This window comes from Bifidobacterium catenulatum PV20-2, assembly GCF_000800455.1.
Taxonomy (GTDB): domain Bacteria; phylum Actinomycetota; class Actinomycetes; order Actinomycetales; family Bifidobacteriaceae; genus Bifidobacterium; species Bifidobacterium kashiwanohense_A.
Genome location: NZ_CP007456.1, coordinates 1,708,603 through 1,727,490, shown reverse-complemented (window position 1 = coordinate 1,727,490; position 18,888 = coordinate 1,708,603). Strand labels below are relative to the sequence as shown.

The following is an 18,888-nucleotide window of genomic DNA, read 5'->3' as shown; positions in this document are numbered from 1 at the left end:
TCGTTACGCGAATGGTTCTCAGTACCATCCATGTGAGTCAAGCACACATTTGAGAAGCAGTCGCACACCGGGAATCGCGCTCGCGCGGTTCCTGTTTTTCGTTCTGCTTATATGTATTATTTGCATTTGTCTGCAGAGCTAAATGGGTTTTAGGGGAGTTCTCGTGTATATCAGGGGAACTGGATTCAAGACCTGTGAATAGTGCGTTGGGCTATGGTAATATAAGGGTCTTGCTCGGGTGTATCTGTGAAGGGGCGGATCATGGGTTATTGGCCAAAATGTGTGTCTGGTGGTATGGGGTTAGTCGGTGGTGTTGGGGTATTTTACGCGGGTGTGGAATTCGTTCCAGTCGATGCCGGTGCCGTACCGGTTGGGGATGCCGTAGGTTTCGTATGCGCCTTGTGGGCTGTGTTCCCATGCTTTGCGGTAGAGTTCCTCGATCTGCTGGTCACTGATGGCGTTGGTTATGAGCCATGAGGCTGGTTTGGGCTGTCGGGTGTGTTGATAACACCACCAGCAGATCGCCTTGATTCGGCGCAACAGGCTTAATCCCCGGTGGTGGCGGAGCATGTCGCGGATCCGCCCGTTCCATGACTCGATGAGGTTGTTCGTCGCTGGGATCGGCGTGGTGCAACCCTTGGGTGGTTCCAGGAACGTGAACAGGTGGTTCTCGCGGATACGTCTGCGGATCATGCGTTTGGCTTTGACGAGGCGTTGGTGCTGGTCGGCTATGGTACCGTCCGCGTACGTGCTCTTCTCGTCAAGGAACGCGTCGTACGTTTGCTCCCACTGGTTGTAGGAGGCGAGCCATGCGGCCGCGGCATCCGTGTCCGTCACGCGGCTCAAGGCGACAGCAATCTTCCGCAGTTGTTTGCCTGCCTCGGACCTTGGCTTGATTCCGGTGAGCTGGGTGATGTTCATGCACACGTGAAACAAGCACCGCTGCACCTTGGTATCAGGCCAGTGCTCGCGCAATGCCTTCAGAATGCCACCGCCCCCGTCGACCACCACCGCCAGTGGCGGGGCGATCCTGGCCATGAGATGAGCCCACGCGGCAGCGGTCTCGCTTTTGGCGACGTACCAGCCGATCACATGCCCGCAGGCGATCGCTATCAACACGACCGCATCCCGATGCAAGTGAATACCGTCCAAATGCACCACGTCATACACCTCGTCGACCAGCGGAACCGGCGGCCACAGGCTCCATAACAACTCGTTCATCCGGCGCAGCGTGCGCGCCGGGATCGCATACTCGGCCTGGCTTTGCTTGGACAACAACCAGCGCAGCGACGTCTCCAGATCCGCCGCCCGCCGATCATAGCCGCGCGACAGCGAGCTACCGCAGCCGGGATCCTTGCACCGCCAGCGCGTCCTACCGGCCGAGGTCTTTCCGTTCTTCTTCATCGTGGTGTGACATCCGGGACACAGAGGAATTCTCATACCTTTCAGACAACCACATTCAAACGCTCCTCACGCCTACTGTTATAAGACGTCCCAACCGGTTTCAGACACACATTTTGGCCGACCTGGAAAGTCCCCTCCATCACATTCAAATACCTCCAGACCCTTGCAGCACAAGGCCTCAGAGACAATTCCAGACACACATTTTGGCCAATAACCCCGGATCATGGACTTGTTGGCGCACAGAGATGCGGACGGTAATGTGCAAACGCTGCATGGTCATCTCCATGGTGCGGGTGATTTGGCGGAAAGCTATGAATCTGAATTCTCTCAAATTTCACGAATGGCTGCGCTCCTGCATGATGTTGGAAAGGTCGCGCAACAGTTTCAAACGTATCTGATATCAGGCAAGGGACGTCGTGGTGAGATTCCTCATGCGAGGCAGGGTGCGTTCGTCGTCAATGACCTGCCGATTTCGAATTCGGCAGCGGAAATCGTGAAAGAGATTCTTGAACTTGTTATTGCAAAACATCATGGAGAGCTTCCTGATTGCATCAATGAAATCGGTGATGAGGCTTTTCTCACAGGTTTTACGGAAGCAGATAAACAGAATCCTAAATATGCGTATGGGGAAATCAAACAGGGGCTACATGATTTGGACCTCGACTTGCAAGACACCTTCCAGCAGGCCGAAAAGGATGTTTTCGATTTTGCAGGACGAACTAAATCGCTGAAATTGTCGAAAGATAGTCGTTATTTCTACTCGGGATTACTAGTTAAATACGTTTATTCTCGTTTGATTGATGCCGATAGAACAGATACGGCTTATTTTGAGACGAAAGAGCAATATCATCCGATCAAGGCGGATTGGTCGGAACTGATTCGCCATCTTGACGAAAGCATGAAATCATTCGATTCGACATCCGAAATCAATAAAATCCGTCAACAGATTACGGAACAGTGCCGTCAAGCTGGGAGCAGAGAGACAGGGATTTACCGATTGTCGGTTCCGACCGGAGGCGGTAAAACGTTGGCTTCGTTGAATTTCGCCTTGCATCATGCTTTGGAAACAGGGAAAAGACGAATCATTTATGTGATTCCGTACTTGTCTATTACGTCACAGACCGTGGCAACATTCCGGAATATGCTTGGTCTGGATGCTGACAGCAATATTGTGCTGGAGCATTACTCCACCGCGGGCCTTCAGAATTCCGATAACACGGGATCTATCGGCACAAGTGAGGAAGAGGATGCGAAGGAACGTCAACGTAAACTGGCGTCTGAACGTTGGGATAATCCGATCATCGTGACCACGATGGTCGAATTCTTGGAAACGGTTATGTCGGCGCGTGGTACGAAACTTCGTAAATTCCACAACATGGCCAATAGCGTCATCATTTTTGATGAGATTCAGTCGCTTCCGTTGAATATCATCAATCCGTTTAATGAAGTTGTGAGTTTTCTTTCGACGATATTGGACTCGACTATTCTGCTGTGCTCAGCTACGCAGCCTTTATTGGAACGAACGGCGCGAAAGAATCTGCGTCTGTCAGACGAGCCTGATCTTATCGACAATACTGATGGTTACGAAGAGAAGCTCAAGCGTACCCGGATTATTGCTTCACAGGAAAGCAAGAGTTGCGAGGAACTTGCGAACATCATATATGAGCAGGCACTTCGGAACGGCAATTGCCTGTCTATCGTCAACACGAAGAGTGAAGCGCGCAAAATGTATCAGTGTTTGCAAGAGCTCAATGCTGACGGGCAGTTTGAGTTGATTCATTTGAGTACTGCCATGTGTGGCAAACATAGGGCAGACCAGTTAGCGAGAATAAAGGTGTTAACTGATCCTCATGATTCCAAGCCGGTGATTTGCGTAAGTACGCAGCTTATCGAAGCGGGAGTGGACCTTTCGTTCGCATGCGTAGTCAGGGCGATGGCTGGTCTGGATAGCATTATGCAAGCGGCTGGCAGGTGCAACAGGAATGGTGAATCGAAAGAAATCAAGGATGTGTATGTCTATCCGTTGCAAGGTGAGGAAAGGTTCAAGGACTATCTTCCAGAGATTCACAGAGGCAAAAAGCTCACTTTGCAGATTATGGGTGAGCATCCTGATGCTGATCTGCTTTCTACTGGCATGCTCAATGAGTTTTATGGCATGCTGCTTCAAAGTGAGGATCGAGATGGCGGCAATAGTTTGCTGGATGGTTCGCTTTGGAAAAAGGAAAACGCTGGAAAAACGATTTATGAGTTGCTGGCATACAACGAAAGCCAACGTAAGCAATTCGAGAACAATACGATGGGGGAGAGATACAATCCGTTTTTTGCCCAGGCGTTCAAAACGGTCGGCAATGAATATCGTGTGATTCCGAAAATCACGCACAATGTTGTGGTTCCCTATGGCAATGCGATGGAATTACTGGATATGTTGGGCCACGGTGAGTTGAGGGAGAAGATTGCGATTCTGCGGCGGCTACAGGAATACACGGTCTCCCTTTTCGATTACGAATACAAGATTTTGAACGAAAAACATGCGATTTCCATCGCTAACGAGGATTTCGATATTTGCGTTCTGAATGGAGATTATTACAAAGGCGAATATGGCGTGGTGACAGAGACAGACATGTCTCTGTTGATGATATGAAAGGGCAGTGGTTCTCCTGCAGATCGATGGGAATCTGCAGGAGAGTTTCGTTTGGTAAATACGCATGTTGTACATATTTTCAATCCACGCCATGAATGTGGCGACAGTAGGAAAACCTACTTATACAAGAATAACTGGTTGATTGTTGATTGAGAAACACTCAAAGAGTTCTATGTACAATAAGCGTAAAATGTGCTATATTGACAGTGGCTGGTTGAGGGAACGATTAACGAAGGAGTTATATGCAACGACATCGCAACTCAATTGAATATGAGGTATCAGGCAGATATGCGTTGTTCTCGGAAGCGGCAACACGTGTTGGGGGTGAGAAATTTTCGTATCAGGTGCCAACGTACCAAGCTTTGAAAGGCATTACGGAAAGCATCTATTGGAAGCCAACTTTTATGTGGGTTATTGACGCTGTTCGTGTGATGAACAGAGTTCAGACTGAAGGGAAGGGAATTCGACCCATCAAAATGAGCGGTGGCAATGATCTTTCGTACTACACATATCTCAAAGACGTGCGTTATCAGGTTTTGGCTCATTTCGAATGGAATGATCAGCGTGAAGATCTTGTCGCTGACCGCGACGAAAACAAACATCATAACATCGCCTTGAGATCCGTTCAGAAAGGCGGTCGCCGAGACATATTCTTGGGGACGCGCGAGTGCCAGGGGTATGTGGAACCATGTGAGTTCGGATCTGGCGAAGGGTTTTATGACGGTTATGGCGAGTGGAATATGGGATACATGTTCCATGGATTCACGTATCCGGATGAAAACGAGGACCACGATTTTATCGCCCGATTCTGGTCGCCTGTTATGTCCGACGGCATCATCGAATTTGAGCGTCCGGAATCCACGAAATTGGATGGACGAATTATCAGGAAAAACCAGAGTGTCAAGGAATTCGCTTTGGGGAGCAATCTGCAGCCGGTGGGAGAGGAGTGAGTGATGAGCCTGTCGAACAATCTGTTGCTTATCAACGAATCTGTGCACAACGCCGCCGGAAAAATTCCGAGAAGTGACGACGGTTCTACGCTTGACATTAGGAAAGCCTTGATTCCTCCGGGGCATACGACACTTCCGACACTATTGACGCTAGGGGTAAACGGGAATGGTGAGATACTACGGCTTCTGAGGGAAAAACAAACGATTGTCATCCCGTGCACAGAAAGTTCCATGGGACGCACCATCAAGCCGGTACCGCATCCTCTGTTTGATCAGCTCCAATATCTCGACTTGCATTTCGACAAGGAGAAAACCTCCATGTATTTGGAGCAGCTTGCCGCCTGGAAAGGCGACAACGTCAAACTCAATGCCATCTATCGATGCGTCTCGGAACACAGCATCAGCGAAGAAGCCGCTCGATTCAATGTGGAAATAACCGAAAAAGACCGGAAAGCAGGTGTTTGCTTCGAAGTTGAAATTGGGCTGCAAAACTCAGATGTCTCGAACGATCCCGATATACAGGCGCAATGGATTTCTTATTTGTACCATGATCGACAGAAAAAAGGGAAGGATATGTTCGGAGAGGACCTATATGCTCCGATATTGAACTTCCCTAAGAAAATTGTCAGCGTAAATGGCAACGCCAAACTGTTATCGGCAAACGATTCAACGAATTTCACCTATCGAGGGCGCTTCGCATCCAAAGAGGAGGCTTTGCAAGTCGATGGTGAAACATCGCAGAAGATACATTCGACGCTGCAATGGTTGGTCAATAATCATGGAACGATTACCGATACCCAGGCCATAGTCATCTGCTCGGTGAAAAACCCCAACGAAAAGCCGAAGCTTGACCCTCAGGAAGGTTCTTATGATTTTGACTCTTTGTTCTCATCGGATGTGGAAGAGCCGGAAGCTCCCCGCAACGATATTGCAGATGCGCTGACCGCAACAAACTTTCAATACGCACAAGTTTTTTCGAAGGTACTGCGCGGATATGGCAATGCTAACAAACTCAAAAAGCATGCCGACCCAATGATGATTGTCATTCTGGATGCGGCGACATCAGGGCGTTTGAGCGTTACATATTATCGTGAACTTTCAAAAGACGAATATGTCGAAAGTATCCTGCGGTGGCATGTTGATGCGGCATGGCCGTTGAAAATGTACGACAAAGAAAAAAAGAAGTTTGTCGCATATGAAGGTGCGCCACCATTTGCCGACATCATCAGCTGCGCATATGACGTGTCAGACAGAAGCAGCAAAGCCTATAAACGTTTTGCGAAAAACACGAAAAAGCAGCTTATAGAATGCATGTTCGGAGGAGAATCGCTTCCCCGCTCCATATTGGACGCCACATACCACAGAGTCACTAAACCTATGGGATATGACGCTCCAGGAGCATGGCTAAGAGATTTTGAAATCGCATGCAGCCTATGGAAAAAACATTACATTGACGACGCGAGGAAGCAAAACAAACAGGAGGACACGATATCCATGTACCTTGAACCAACACGAAATGACCGCGACTACTTATACGGGAGATTGCTGGCACTCGCAGACCGCTTTGAAAACGGTGTCCTGTACAAGCAAGGAATCAGTGACACCCGTCCGACCAATGCCGTTAAGCTCATGAGCAATTTCGTCGCAAAGCCGTTTACAACATGGGGAACGCTGTGGAAACAACTGATGCCCTACCTGAAATCGGCGAATGGCGCGCCCTGGTTCCAGAACAGCGTGGATGAGGTCATGGCGCTTTTCAAAGAAGGAGACTTCGAAGATAACCGTGCACTTTCACCGCTCTTTTTGCTCGGTTATTCATGCCAGCGAAGGGAGTCTATGCGTAAAGCGCAAGAAGCATCCCAGAAGAGCAAAGAAAACTAGTGTTTAGTTTTTGAAGTTATCGACGTTGATTATCAAAGAAAAAGTTAAGGAGTCATATCATGGCAGCTTTGGAAAACAAGATTGATTTCGCAGTCGTTTTTGCGGCTAATAATGCCAATCCTAACGGTGATCCGTTGAATGGCAATCGTCCACGAACCACATCGGAAGGGCTGGGCGAGGTTTCTGATGTTGCACTGAAAAGGAAGATTCGCAATCGCCTGCAAGATGCTGGGGAAACGATTTTCGTGCAGTCCGATGACCGTTCCGATGACGGCGCAAAATCATTGTCGGATCGTTTCAACACATATCTGAAAACCTTGCCGAAAGAAGAGCAGAAACAAAAGAACCTGGTGTTCCAGAAAGTGTGCGAACAGTGGCTTGACGTACGTGCGTTCGGACAAGTATTCGCGTTCAAAAAAGCCAAGGATGTTGATGAAGTTTCCTTGGGCGTGCGCGGTCCGGTTTCCATTCAGGCCGCGTTCTCGGTTGAACCCATCGCCATTGACGACGTGCAGATCACTAAGTCAGTGAACAGTGAAACCACGGACACCGGTAAGAAATCCTCCGACACCATGGGAATGAAATACCGTGTTTCCGGCCGTGCGGTGTATGCAACGTATGGCAGCATCAGCCCACAGCTTGCCGAAAAAACCGGGTTTACTGCAGAAGACGCCGAAAAAATCAAGGAAGCTCTCGTCACGTTGTTTGAGAATGATGAAAGTTCGGCTCGTCCTGCGGGGTCCATGGAAGTGCTGGACGTTGTGTGGTTCATGCACAACAGCAAGTCAGGGCAATACTCCTCCGCCAAAGTTCATCGTTCCGTTTCCGTTAATGTGGACGGAACGGTGGCAGTGAATGAATCTTCTATTCCCGACTTGCGGTACGAAGTGATTGAAGGACGCTGAAGCGTTTGGAATTGAGTAAGTAAGGGGTGTTGCATGAAAGGGCCAGAAGGATATCCGGAAGAAGATTGGCTGGCCCTTTCGGGCATCCAGCATTTCTCATTCTGCAAACGACAGTGGGCTCTTATCCATGTCGAACAGCTGTGGTCAGAGAATTATTTGACCACAGCTGGGCATCTGGAACATGAACGTGCCCATGATTATGCGGCTTCTGAATCTCGCGGCGATACGCTGATCATGCGGGATTTGAGAGTCTATTCGCGAGCGCTCGGTATAACTGGGGCCTGTGATGTTGTGGAATTCCATAAGTCTAATGATGGTGTTCCGCTTCACGGAAGAGATGGATTGTGGTTGCCGTATCCGATTGAATACAAACACGGCAAATCCAAAACGATTGATGCTGATCGTTTACAGCTATGCGCGGAAGCGATGTGCTTGGAAGAAATGCTTGCGTGTGATATTCCTGAAGGTGCTTTGTTCTATCGGCAGACAAAACGTCGTGAGCGGGTAAAATTGGACGAAGATCTTCGCAGCATGGTCGAAGCTGACTTCTTGCAAATGCATGATCTTTTTTCCCGTGGATGGACTCCTAAAGTGAAACAGACCAGATCGTGTTCGTCATGTTCTCTACGGGATTTGTGCCTGCCTGAATTACGGAAGGTGAAATCGGCAAAAGCATATATCGAAGAACGGCTCAAGGAAAGCGGGGAGTGATGAGGCAGCTGTTAAACACGCTGTTTGTGATGACGGAAGATGCCTATCTTGCTTTGGAGAACGATAATGTTGTGATTCATCAGAATGACAAGACCTTGGCGAAAGTGCCGTTACGGTCAATTGAGGGAATCATGTGTTTCTCATATAAGGGTGCTTCGCCTGCTCTTATGGGGCGCTGCGGCAAACTGGGCGTTTCTATAGCATTCTATTCACCGAGAGGTCATTATTACTGCTCCGTGTTAGGGGAGGAGAATCGTAATGTGCTACTTCGCCGTGAACAATTTCGAGTCGCGGATGACGAACAAAAATCTTTGTGTTACGCGAAATCTTTCATTGTTGGAAAACTTTACAATGCGAAATGGGTGCTCGAACGCACGAAACGTGATCATGCTTTGCGGGTAAATATTGACCGACTTGCTGAGCAGAGCGGCAAATTGTCGGCGGCATTGTTAGAAGCTCGGAAAAGCTTGACAGTTGATGAGTTGAGGGGTGTCGAAGGGCTTGCTGCCAAAGATTATTTCTACGCTTTTGACGATTTGGTTCTGAAGAATAAAGATGATTTCTTTTTCACCAATAGGTCGAGGAGGCCTCCGCTGGACAGACTAAATGCATTGTTGTCTTTTTGCTACTCCATATTGACGAATGATTGCATTGCGGCTTTGCAAGGCGTGGGGTTGGATCCGTATGTTGGTTTTATGCATACGGATCGGCCTGGGAGAGCCTCTCTGGCATTGGACCTGGTTGAAGAGTTTCGCCCGGTGTTGGCTGACCGCTTTGTGCTGACATTGGTTAATACAGGTGCTGTTAAGCCTGGGGATTTTGAAATACGGGAGAATGGTGGTGTGCTGCTGTCTGATTCCGGGCGGAAGAAAGTGCTTACGGCGTGGCAGAAAAAGAAGAGCGATCAGATTCTTCATCCGTTCCTGCAAGAAAAAATTTCGTGGGGGTTGGTTCCGTATGTGCAAGCGCTGCTGCTAGCTCGATCGTTGCGGGGTGATCTTGATGATTACCCGCCATTTATGTGGAAGTAAAAGGTGCGTAGCTGTGTGACGGTATGCGATGACTCGTGGTGATACGTTATTGGAGGTGAAAAACCATGATGGTTGTGGTTGCGTACGATGTGAGTACGGAAACCCCTGAGGGAAAGCGTCGTCTTCGTTTGGTGGCAAAGATATGCATGAAATACGGGCAGCGTGTGCAGAACAGTGTTTTCGAATGCTCGGTGAGTCCTTCCGATTATCTGGTTCTGGTGCACGATTTGCTGAAGATTGCCAATGCCGATGAGGACAGCCTGCGCTTTTATAAACTTGGCGCCCGATATGCGGATAGGATTGAGCATTATGGACGTGAACGGAGTTTGCCGGTTAATGATGTGATGATGATATAGCACAGGGTAAAATGGCATGGTGCCATAACGATATGGTGTGGGGTATGCTGGGTTGAGTGTTTGAGTGGGGTGTCCGGTATTCAGAGCGTGTTTTCTAGCCAGCAGTATTGTGTTTTCGGCAAGGTGGCCGGTCTTGGAATGGTGTTTGTGCGAAGTGGAAGCGCTCATGATAAGGGACGTCTTTCGCACCTGAAAAACTATCGAAATCCGAATTGTGATTTTCGTGGGGCGTTTGAAAACTAAATAATGGACATTAAAATGAGACAGAAAGCCAGTTGCTCGTTTTAGGCATGTTGTTCGTCGTGCCGGCGGTGTTGTTTGATATGCTTAAATTCAGGCAGCTGGCTTGCGTCTCAAAAAGCGGACAAAAATGTCCAGCTGCACAGTCGCTCTCCTCACGGAGAGCGTGGATTGAAATCGTACCGTATCATTCCGATTCCGGAAGACATGTTGTCGCTCTCCTCACGGAGAGCGTGGATTGAAATGCATACAGGCGGATGGCCAGAAACAGCGGGTCATCAAGTCGCTCTCCTCACGGAGAGCGTGGATTGAAATACTTGGCGGACGGCGGACTCGCAGGCCGCGACCGTCGCTCTCCTCACGGAGAGCGTGGATTGAAATTTCCGCTCATTCGTGGACGAATGGGGGGACTTGAGTCGCTCTCCTCACGGAGAGCGTGGATTGAAATTACAAGCATAGGGGTTCGATCACGCCGAACCCGGTCGCTCTCCTCACGGAGAGCGTGGATTGAAATCACAATGATGAGCCGCGCGTTACACCGCGAGACGTCGCTCTCCTCACGGAGAGCGTGGATTGAAATCTGCGACGTGGTGACCATTTCACTACCGGTGTCCAGTCGCTCTCCTCACGGAGAGCGTGGATTGAAATTGCCAAAGTCACGCCATATCAACGATGACGGCTAGTCGCTCTCCTCACGGAGAGCGTGGATTGAAATAGCATGATATTACGTTCGGGAGCTGCTATGTGAGTCGCTCTCCTCACGGAGAGCGTGGATTGAAATTGCGTTATCGAATGCAGCTGCCTGAATGGCACTGGTCGCTCTCCTCACGGAGAGCGTGGATTGAAATGCGGTGATCGCGTTCGCGGAGATCATGCTGCATGGTCGCTCTCCTCACGGAGAGCGTGGATTGAAATAGACCATCATGAGACGGTTCGTCGGGGCCACGGTGTCGCTCTCCTCACGGAGAGCGTGGATTGAAATGACCTTGTGGATTGACACCACCGGTGGCGCTAGTCGCTCTCCTCACGGAGAGCGTGGATTGAAATAGTCCGAGGATCGTGCTCATGTCCGAACCGCCCACGTCGCTCTCCTCACGGAGAGCGTGGATTGAAATTCCGCTGTGATCGCGTTCGCGGCGATGGTCTTCGCGTCGCTCTCCTCACGGAGAGCGTGGATTGAAATATCAACCGCTACTGCCCGAAGAAGCCGAATGAGTCGCTCTCCTCACGGAGAGCGTGGATTGAAATCGGATTGGTCGCCGAATCGCAGGCATTGTACGCGTGTCGCTCTCCTCACGGAGAGCGTGGATTGAAATGTGGTGATGATCTTATCCGCGAGGAAAGGCGTGGTCGCTCTCCTCACGGAGAGCGTGGATTGAAATGCGCACAACTGTTCGAAACAGGACATTCTAACGGCCGTCGCTCTCCTCACGGAGAGCGTGGATTGAAATGCGCACAACTGTTCGAAACAGGACATTCTAACGGCCGTCGCTCTCCTCACGGAGAGCGTGGATTGAAATTCATTGCGGTGCGCGGCCAATGCCTGCGCCCACTTGGTCGCTCTCCTCACGGAGAGCGTGGATTGAAATCCCGCCGACGTCGCCACAGGCACATGGGACAGCCGGTCGCTCTCCTCACGGAGAGCGTGGATTGAAATGTGGTGATGATTTTGTCCGCCAGAAACGGGGTGGTCGCTCTCCTCACGGAGAGCGTGGATTGAAATAACCAACCGGTATCAGGTATGCCGTCGAAGGAGGTCGCTCTCCTCACGGAGAGCGTGGATTGAAATTATAAGACAACGGCGAATAATTTTTCCGAAAAGTCGCTCTCCTCACGGAGAGCGTGGATTGAAATCATGCAGGATGCGACGGCCTCCGTCGTGAGCGAGTCGCTCTCCTCACGGAGAGCGTGGATTGAAATCCCTTATAGCTTTTATGAAAACATATTGCAAACACAGGTCGCTCTCCTCACGGAGAGCGTGGATTGAAATGTTGTGTTGTGTGGTGTTTGTGTTGTTGTTGGTGTGTCGCTCTCCTCACGGAGAGCGTGGATTGAAATCGTGGTAAACAATGGCGGAGCGCTGGCGATGGCGGTCGCTCTCCTCACGGAGAGCGTGGATTGAAATACCGAAGCGGAGATCAAAGCGCGGCGAGCCACGCCGTCGCTCTCCTCACGGAGAGCGTGGATTGAAATGCTTGTACGTCAGATGGCACGCCGTGAGATCGGTGGTCGCTCTCCTCACGGAGAGCGTGGATTGAAATGTGTCAGTCACGTCGGCACCGCGTGTCGCGGCCATCGTCGCTCTCCTCACGGAGAGCGTGGATTGAAATAAAGATGAGTGTGCTCGGCGTGACGTTCCTATGGCGGGTCGCTCTCCTCACGGAGAGCGTGGATTGAAATGCGCGTAGCAACCATTGCAGGTATTGGGGTATCACGTCGCTCTCCTCACGGAGAGCGTGGATTGAAATGAGCACGTGTCCCGAGGAATACAGGCTGACCGTCAAGTCGCTCTCCTCACGGAGAGCGTGGATTGAAATAGGATGATGGCGACGTGGTTCATGCTTGCCGTGTCGCTCTCCTCACGGAGAGCGTGGATTGAAATAGGATGATGGCGACGTGGTTCATGCTTGCCGTGTCGCTCTCCTCACGGAGAGCGTGGATTGAAATGTGAGGGCAAGCTGCGGCATCTCCCACAGCCTGGTCGCTCTCCTCACGGAGAGCGTGGATTGAAATTAGCACCGCAAGTACTGCCACTGCCAACAAAAGTCGCTCTCCTCACGGAGAGCGTGGATTGAAATGTGAAGTCGCTCTCGTGGCTGTTGGTGGATTCGAGTCGCTCTCCTCACGGAGAGCGTGGATTGAAATGATGAGATGCACCGTCCACCCTTTTTCGGTCAAAGGGTCGCTCTCCTCACGGAGAGCGTGGATTGAAATTGGGATGTGTGTTATGGCGACGGCCATCCGTCGAAGTCGCTCTCCTCATGGAGAGCGTGGATTGAAATTTTTGGACCGTTTGGTCAAGCGAAGCGTGACCGGGTCGCTCTCCTTACGGAGAGTGTGGATTGAAATGAAAACTCAAGAGTGGACGCGACAGAGACGCGACGGAATGCGACTAGGCGTGATACACCCTCACATCATGCAAGACCGAACCGTCGCCGAGTCGCCAACGTGGCGCGGTGCCCGGCATGGAATTGTCCCGCGCCGTCTGAGTGATCTACAATGGCCTCTAATCCAAGATAGGAGTAGGGTCATGGGATTAAAGGAATTGAGACTGAAACGTGGAATGACGCAACGAGAGCTAGCCGAAAAGGTCGGCATGTCAGGCGGCAACATCTCAGATATCGAGAGCGGTAGGCGCTCTGAGGCTAACCTAACCTTAGCCACTGCGATAAAGCTGTGTGACGCTTTGCGCGTTGCTAATCCACGTAAGCTACTTGATTCTGGCTCTGAATCTTCGGCGGATTGATTGCAATCCGCCGGGGCCGTCGGCGCTCTTTACGGGCGCGATGGCCTACGAAATATTAATGTTCAGCCGATATTATCGGCGTTGTGAAATGAAAGGTGGTGATAGCTGGTGGATTTGGATAATGTCGTGGTGCATAGCCGTGTTATGCGACGTCATCCAGAGGTGTCCAAGGCTGATGTGCTGGCCTCGTGGCGCAACCGCGTAGGCTGGTCGTACAGGCCTGGCACCGACCCGTTGCGTTATCTCGCCATAGGCTATGATGACAGCGACAGACTGCTGGAGATGTGCGCGGTGTTCGACGTTGACCATTGGGTTATATTCCATGCTATGCCGGCCACGGCTAAGTTTTTGCGTGAAGTTACCGAGTAGGAGGTGTGTTGTGATTAGTGATGCCGAGTTTGACCGTTGGGGCGAAGCCGCCGAACGTGGCGATTACGGTGGAAGTAAGGGACCTGTGATGCATGGTCCTATTTTCCCAGTGGACGCCGATTATCCCGATATTGTCTCGTTGGGTGTTTCCGCGGACATGTTGGCGTTGGTTGACGCGAAAGCTAGGCGGTTGGGCGTTGGGCGTGATGACGTGATACGCCATGCGATAGCGCGCGATCTCGTTGACGCTTGAACATTGTCCCGGTTGCTCTTGCGGCCGGGATTTTGTTTATTCGAACGTGTTTGGCGGGGTTCTGCCTGATGAAAATACCCTAAGAGTGTTGCCGCACTCTTGGGGTATTACTTAAGGCAATATGCTTTATAAGCCTTCTCGTTCTAACGCGGGGGACGTTCGCCGTCATGTTGCCGTTGATCGAAGAGAGTGTGAAGTATGTGGCGAAGCTTACAGCAATCCGTCGGCGTGCAATGCGTTGAACATGCGGTCAAGGCATTCGACCAGCAGCGGATAAGGCATCGCTACATTCACGCGCACACAGCTGGCGCCGGCCTCGCCGCATAAACGTCCGTCGGTCAACGCCACCTTCGCCTTCTCAAGGAAGTATGTGGCCGGGTCTTCGATGCCGAGCGGACCAAAATCGAGCCATGCGATATAGGTGCCTTGCGGCTTGATATAGCCGACGCCAGCGAACCGTTTACGCATCTGTTCGTCGAACAGGTCAAGATTCCTGCGCACGTAGGCGAGCGCGTCTTGGAACCACGGGTCGCCTTCGTTATATGCGGTGGTGGTGGCGATTGCGCCGATGGTGGCGGTCTGATGTTCGCTCCACTCCGCCTTGACCGCCCACATGTCACGATCCGCAGGATTGGTAAGCAGCACCTGCGCGCACTTTGTGCCCGGAATATTGAACGATTTCGACGCGCTGGTAGCGGTCATTGACTGCAATGCAGCCTGCTCGCTGATGGTGGGGAATGGAATATGCTTGCCTTCGAACACGAACGGAGCATGGATCTCATCATTGAAAATGCGCACATCGTACTGCGCTGCCAAATCGCTTAGGCGCAGCTCTTCCTCCAGAGTAAGCACTTTGCCGATCGGATTATGAGGATTGCAAAGCACGAACGCATGGCATCCGGCCGCGAACGCGCGTTCGATGGCGTCGAAATCGAACAGCCATTGCGCTTCGCCGGTTTTGGCATCGCCGCTTTGCGGCATTTCGATTTCGATCACGTTGACGTCATATAGTTTCGGCACACTCAGAAACGGCATGTAAGCCGGCGTTGGCACGATCACGCTATTACCAGCGCCTACCAGTTCGCGCAGGAAAATCTCGTACGCTTCAAGCACGTCGGGAACCACGCGAATGATACTGGGGTCCACATTCCACCCGTAATGCGAGCGCTGCCAGTCTGCGCAGGCTTCTGCCACGCGCTGTTTCCATGGTCCGGGAATGTAGCCGAGTTTGCAATGGTCGCACGCGTTGTCGATGGCCTCTTGAATGCATGGGGCTAGGCCGTAGTCCATTTCGGCGATGAATGCGCCGATGCAGCCGGGGTAGCGTGTCCATTTGTCGGATCCGACTTTGGCGAGGTCGGCTGCGGTGGTGTGGTCGATGGCGTCGGCGTCAAAGCCGGAATCGGTACGATGCTTCATTTCCGTGATTTCTTCCATGGTTCCAGCATGCCGTACCGTTGGTTGCGGGAATAGTGTGTTCTTGTGTTGAATACGAAGACTGTTATGAAGTTTTCTTATATCAGACGCTTTTGCTATTCAATTATTAATCTGATCATGTCGATGCTGAAAAATACAAGAAACATTCGCTCGCATCAGCATTCCGCAATCAGGGAATCAGAAGCGAATCAGATGCTTTCCAAATACTGATGTGACGCCTTTTCGATTTCGTCTTTGACGCGGGCCACTGACGGTCGGTCATCCGCTTTTCTTGTGACGAAACAGACGGTACGGAATGCGTTGTTGTCGGCGATCGGCAGTGCGGCCAGGTTGGACTGCATTCCAGCGGTTGTGGCTAAACGGGATACGATCGAGACGCCCATGCCGACTTCCACAAGATTCTGCGTTGCCCAAAAATCATCGGTCGAATGCGTGATTTCCGGTGTGAAACCGGCGGCATGCGCCAACGACACCAGATTCGCCTGACAGGTCTCACAGCCGGCGATCCACTGTTCGGCGCGTGCCGAAACCAGCTGGACCGGCAGATGCGAGCTTTCATACTGGCGTGCGATCGTGTTGTTTGCGCTGACCAGCAGCATCAGCGGATCGATGCCGAAGGGGGAGACTTCCAAATCGTCCGGACCAACTAAGGCAGGCAGTGAATTGTATTGGAAGATGATCGCGCAATCGGCAAGCCCCTGTTCCAACGCGTCCATGGCCTCAGGCGGCTCCATCTGCATGAGGCTCACGCGAATGTCGGACGTTTTGCTGATATGCACGAGTACGCGCGCCACGAACGACGAGCATACCGATGGGGGAGCGACTAGGCGAATATGCGTCGATCCGTTGCGCTGGTATTCCTCCACATCTTTGACGGCCTGTGTGACGCGATTGTAGATGAGCTGCCCGTGGCGTGCCAGAATACGGCCGATCGGCGTTAATTCCACCCCATGCGACGTGCGCTGCACGAGTTTTGCGTCAAGTTCGCGTTCGACCTTGCGGATCTGTTGGCTGATGGCCGGTTGCGACCAGCCGGTTTCGCGCGCGACAGCGGAGAACGAACCCAAACGTTCCACATTCCACAAGGTCACGAGAATCTGCGGGTTCAGTGTTTTCGTGCTGAATCCCGTGGCATTCGCGGTGATGCTGATGTCGGTGTTCGTGTTGGCGTTTTCGCGCGTGTTGCTATCGGCTGGAGTGTTCATATGAGGGTAGTGCTCAACTTTTTAGGAATGCGGGAATGGCCTCGGCTGCCGCATAGCCCGCGCGGTACATGCGTTCCAAACCTTCGAACGACTTGCTCAACGTGTTCAGGCCGTACAGGCTTTCCGGCGCGAGGATGAGCACGCGGCCGTCCTGCTCGTATTCCTTGGCCAGCGCCACTTCGTCGTTGTACTTCTGATAACGGTTGAGCAGTTTTTCCGCGGCTTCGGGGTGGCTGCGCTTCAAAATCCTGGCCGGGCCGATGTCCCTCTTCTGTTCGCGTACGGTGTCTTTCGGGCGGGTGAGTATTACCACGATACGGTCGTAGCCGTCATCGATGGCCTTCTGCACCGGAATCGGATCGGCGATGCCGCCGTCGTAATAGGGGACGCCATCGATCGCATACGGTTCGCAAGCTACCGGCACTGCTGATGACGCCTTCATGATGTCGAAATTGTCGTAGCTCACGTCGGACTTACTGAAATACTTCGTGGAGCCGTCTTCGGCGTTGCACGCAACCACGGTGAAATCGGTCGGGTTGGCTTCGAAAGCCGCGTAGTCAACCGGATTTTCACCATCATGATTGCTGAGCGTGCTATACACGTAGTCGAGGTTGGCGAAATTATGGTTCTTGACGTAGCTGTCGAAGCTCGCGTACTCCTTGCGGAACGCGTACTGCGTGTAGAACGTGTGGTTGCGCCCGTGCTGCTTCGCGATGAACGAGACCATGTTGGCGCTGCCTGCGGAAACGCCGTAGCAATGGTCGACGCTGATGCCGTCCTCAAGCATGCGGTCCATCACGCCCGCACCGTAGATCGCGCGGAAACCACCGCCGACGTCGATCATTGCCGTCCTGTGAGCCATATGCGCCCCGTCCTTTCGCCGTCCGTCCCTTTTGCGGGTTCAATTGACTTTACGCGGTCTAATTGACGTATTTCTGCGTATTCGGTCATTTCTTAGCGAAGAACGACGTAAGATATCTGCGAACAATCAATAAAAATGGAGTGGAGAAGATATCAATGAACGAAGCTGCACTGCCTCAGTCGACGGTCCACATCGCCCAAGCTGATCCGGACGGGATTCTGCTGGTGATTCACGCGGGTGCCGGCAATCGTGGCAAAAAGGATACGCCGGAACGTCGTGCCCAGGTGGAGCAGGATTTGAACAGGGCTCTTGAAGCTGGCTATGCGTTGCTGGAGCAGGGGGCTCCGGCGGAGGATGCCGTGTGCGCGGCTATCCGTGTTATGGAGGATGCTCCGGAGTTCAACGCTGGTCGTGGCGCTGCATTGACGAGCGAAGGCATCGTATCCATGGATTCCTGCCTGATGACCGGTGTCGATGGCGAGGTTGGTTCCGCGTGTGGTCTGACCACGTCTAAGAATCCGATCAACGTAGCGCGTGCCATCAAGGAAAAGACCAAGCATGTCATGTTTGCCAAGCCTGGTAATGATTTGCTTAAGGAGTGGGAAATCGAACTGTGCGACAGTGAATATTTCATCACTCCGGCACGCCAGGAATCCTTGCACGAGGCGCAATCCAACGGCGATGAGTGGGAGAAGCATGGCACCATCGGCGCTGTCGCCCGCGACTCGTTCGGCAACATCGCTGCCGGCACCTCCACCGGTGGCATCACCAACCAGATGCCGGGACGCGTCGGCGATTCGCCCCTGCCGGGCTGTGGCACCTATGCCAACAACGATTCCGTCGCGATCTCCTGCACCGGCATCGGTGAGGCGTTCGTCAAGGAAGTCGCTGCGCATCAGGTTTCTGATCGCGTTCTGTACGCCAAGGAGGAGCCGGTCGAGGCTGCGAAGGCGGCGCTGGATGGTGTCGCCCGTCATCATGGCGATGGCGGTATGATCGTCGTTCCGGCGCATGGTGAAGGCGCGATGGTATTCAATAGCGAGATGATGAACTGCGGTTGGAAGTCTCCGAAGGGCAGCTACGTGCAGAGTTGATACTGTAGCGGCAAACCGTCAAAAACAAGTCACAAAAGCACAGCGGGGTTCGAATCCATGAAGGATTCGAACCCCGCTGTGCT

General features: G+C 52.0%; 15 protein-coding genes and 1 CRISPR repeat array. Of the genes, 11 read left to right on the top strand and 4 right to left on the bottom strand.

What is annotated here, in order from left to right; genetic code table 11:
* Positions 1–300: 300 nt before the first annotated feature.
* Complete coding sequence (locus AH68_RS07585) at positions 301–1,440, bottom strand: IS1249 family transposase (RefSeq protein WP_039197933.1); 1,140 nt, start codon at positions 1,438–1,440, stop codon at positions 301–303.
* Positions 1,441–1,627: 187 nt separating this feature from the next.
* On the opposite strand from AH68_RS07585, the gene AH68_RS07580 reads away from it, so the two are divergent.
* From AH68_RS07580 to AH68_RS07535, 10 genes are all read left to right on the top strand, one after another.
* Positions 1,628–4,045: a CRISPR-associated helicase/endonuclease Cas3 gene (locus AH68_RS07580; RefSeq protein ID WP_039199059.1), complete on the top strand. Its 2,418-nt coding sequence runs from the start codon at positions 1,628–1,630 to the stop codon at positions 4,043–4,045.
* Positions 4,046–4,287: 242 nt separating this feature from the next.
* Positions 4,288–4,995 carry a type I-C CRISPR-associated protein Cas5c gene (gene cas5c / locus AH68_RS07575; RefSeq protein WP_004220816.1) on the top strand — a complete coding sequence of 236 codons (708 nt, stop codon included), beginning with the start codon at positions 4,288–4,290 and terminating at the stop codon, positions 4,993–4,995.
* Between the two features lie 3 nt (positions 4,996–4,998).
* Positions 4,999–6,876: a type I-C CRISPR-associated protein Cas8c/Csd1 gene (locus AH68_RS07570; RefSeq protein ID WP_039199056.1), complete on the top strand. Its 1,878-nt coding sequence runs from the start codon at positions 4,999–5,001 to the stop codon at positions 6,874–6,876.
* Positions 6,877–6,935: 59 nt separating this feature from the next.
* Positions 6,936–7,781 carry a type I-C CRISPR-associated protein Cas7/Csd2 gene (gene cas7c / locus AH68_RS07565; protein ID WP_039199054.1) on the top strand — a complete coding sequence of 282 codons (846 nt, stop codon included), beginning with the start codon at positions 6,936–6,938 and terminating at the stop codon, positions 7,779–7,781.
* Between the two features lie 33 nt (positions 7,782–7,814).
* Entirely contained in the window at positions 7,815–8,492 is a 678-nt protein-coding gene (gene cas4, locus AH68_RS07560; protein ID WP_039199052.1) for a CRISPR-associated protein Cas4, read from the top strand.
* The gene (cas1c, locus tag AH68_RS07555) at positions 8,492–9,523 is read left to right on the top strand and encodes a type I-C CRISPR-associated endonuclease Cas1c (protein WP_039199051.1); all 1,032 of its coding nucleotides are present in this window, start codon (positions 8,492–8,494) and stop codon (positions 9,521–9,523) included. Before cas4 ends, cas1c begins: the two co-directional genes overlap by 1 nt.
* A gap of 65 nt (positions 9,524–9,588) precedes the next feature.
* Positions 9,589–9,879: a CRISPR-associated endonuclease Cas2 gene (cas2, locus tag AH68_RS07550; RefSeq protein WP_039199049.1), complete on the top strand. Its 291-nt coding sequence runs from the start codon at positions 9,589–9,591 to the stop codon at positions 9,877–9,879.
* A 385-nt stretch (positions 9,880–10,264) separates the two neighbouring features.
* Positions 10,265–13,188: direct repeats of the CRISPR family, unit length 33 nt; unit sequence GTCGCTCTCCTCACGGAGAGCGTGGATTGAAAT.
* A 37-nt stretch (positions 13,189–13,225) separates the two neighbouring features.
* Complete coding sequence (locus AH68_RS11225; RefSeq protein WP_309573979.1) at positions 13,226–13,585, top strand: helix-turn-helix transcriptional regulator; 360 nt, start codon at positions 13,226–13,228, stop codon at positions 13,583–13,585.
* A 144-nt stretch (positions 13,586–13,729) separates the two neighbouring features.
* Positions 13,730–13,954, top strand: a complete 225-nt coding sequence (locus tag AH68_RS10770) for a hypothetical protein (RefSeq protein ID WP_039199974.1) — start codon at positions 13,730–13,732, stop codon at positions 13,952–13,954.
* A 10-nt stretch (positions 13,955–13,964) separates the two neighbouring features.
* Positions 13,965–14,207 (top strand): ribbon-helix-helix protein, CopG family, encoded by a 243-nt coding sequence (locus tag AH68_RS07535; RefSeq protein ID WP_039199047.1) that lies wholly within the window; start codon positions 13,965–13,967, stop codon positions 14,205–14,207.
* Between the two features lie 210 nt (positions 14,208–14,417).
* Here the strand turns inward: AH68_RS07535 and AH68_RS07530 are convergent, their stop codons facing one another.
* The 3 genes from AH68_RS07530 to AH68_RS07520 all read right to left on the bottom strand — a co-directional run bounded on the left by AH68_RS07530 (position 14,418) and on the right by AH68_RS07520 (position 17,711).
* Positions 14,418–15,644: a MalY/PatB family protein gene (locus tag AH68_RS07530; RefSeq protein WP_039199044.1), complete on the bottom strand. Its 1,227-nt coding sequence runs from the start codon at positions 15,642–15,644 to the stop codon at positions 14,418–14,420.
* Positions 15,645–15,832: 188 nt separating this feature from the next.
* Positions 15,833–16,849 (bottom strand): LysR family transcriptional regulator, encoded by a 1,017-nt coding sequence (locus AH68_RS07525; protein WP_081995907.1) that lies wholly within the window; start codon positions 16,847–16,849, stop codon positions 15,833–15,835.
* A gap of 13 nt (positions 16,850–16,862) precedes the next feature.
* Positions 16,863–17,711 (bottom strand): patatin-like phospholipase family protein, encoded by an 849-nt coding sequence (locus AH68_RS07520; protein WP_039199042.1) that lies wholly within the window; start codon positions 17,709–17,711, stop codon positions 16,863–16,865.
* 155 nt (positions 17,712–17,866) lie between these two features.
* Between AH68_RS07520 and AH68_RS07515 the strand changes: the two genes are divergently transcribed.
* Positions 17,867–18,805, top strand: coding sequence for an isoaspartyl peptidase/L-asparaginase family protein (locus AH68_RS07515; protein WP_039199040.1), 939 nt, complete (start codon positions 17,867–17,869; stop codon positions 18,803–18,805).
* The last annotated feature ends 83 nt before the right edge of the window (positions 18,806–18,888 follow it).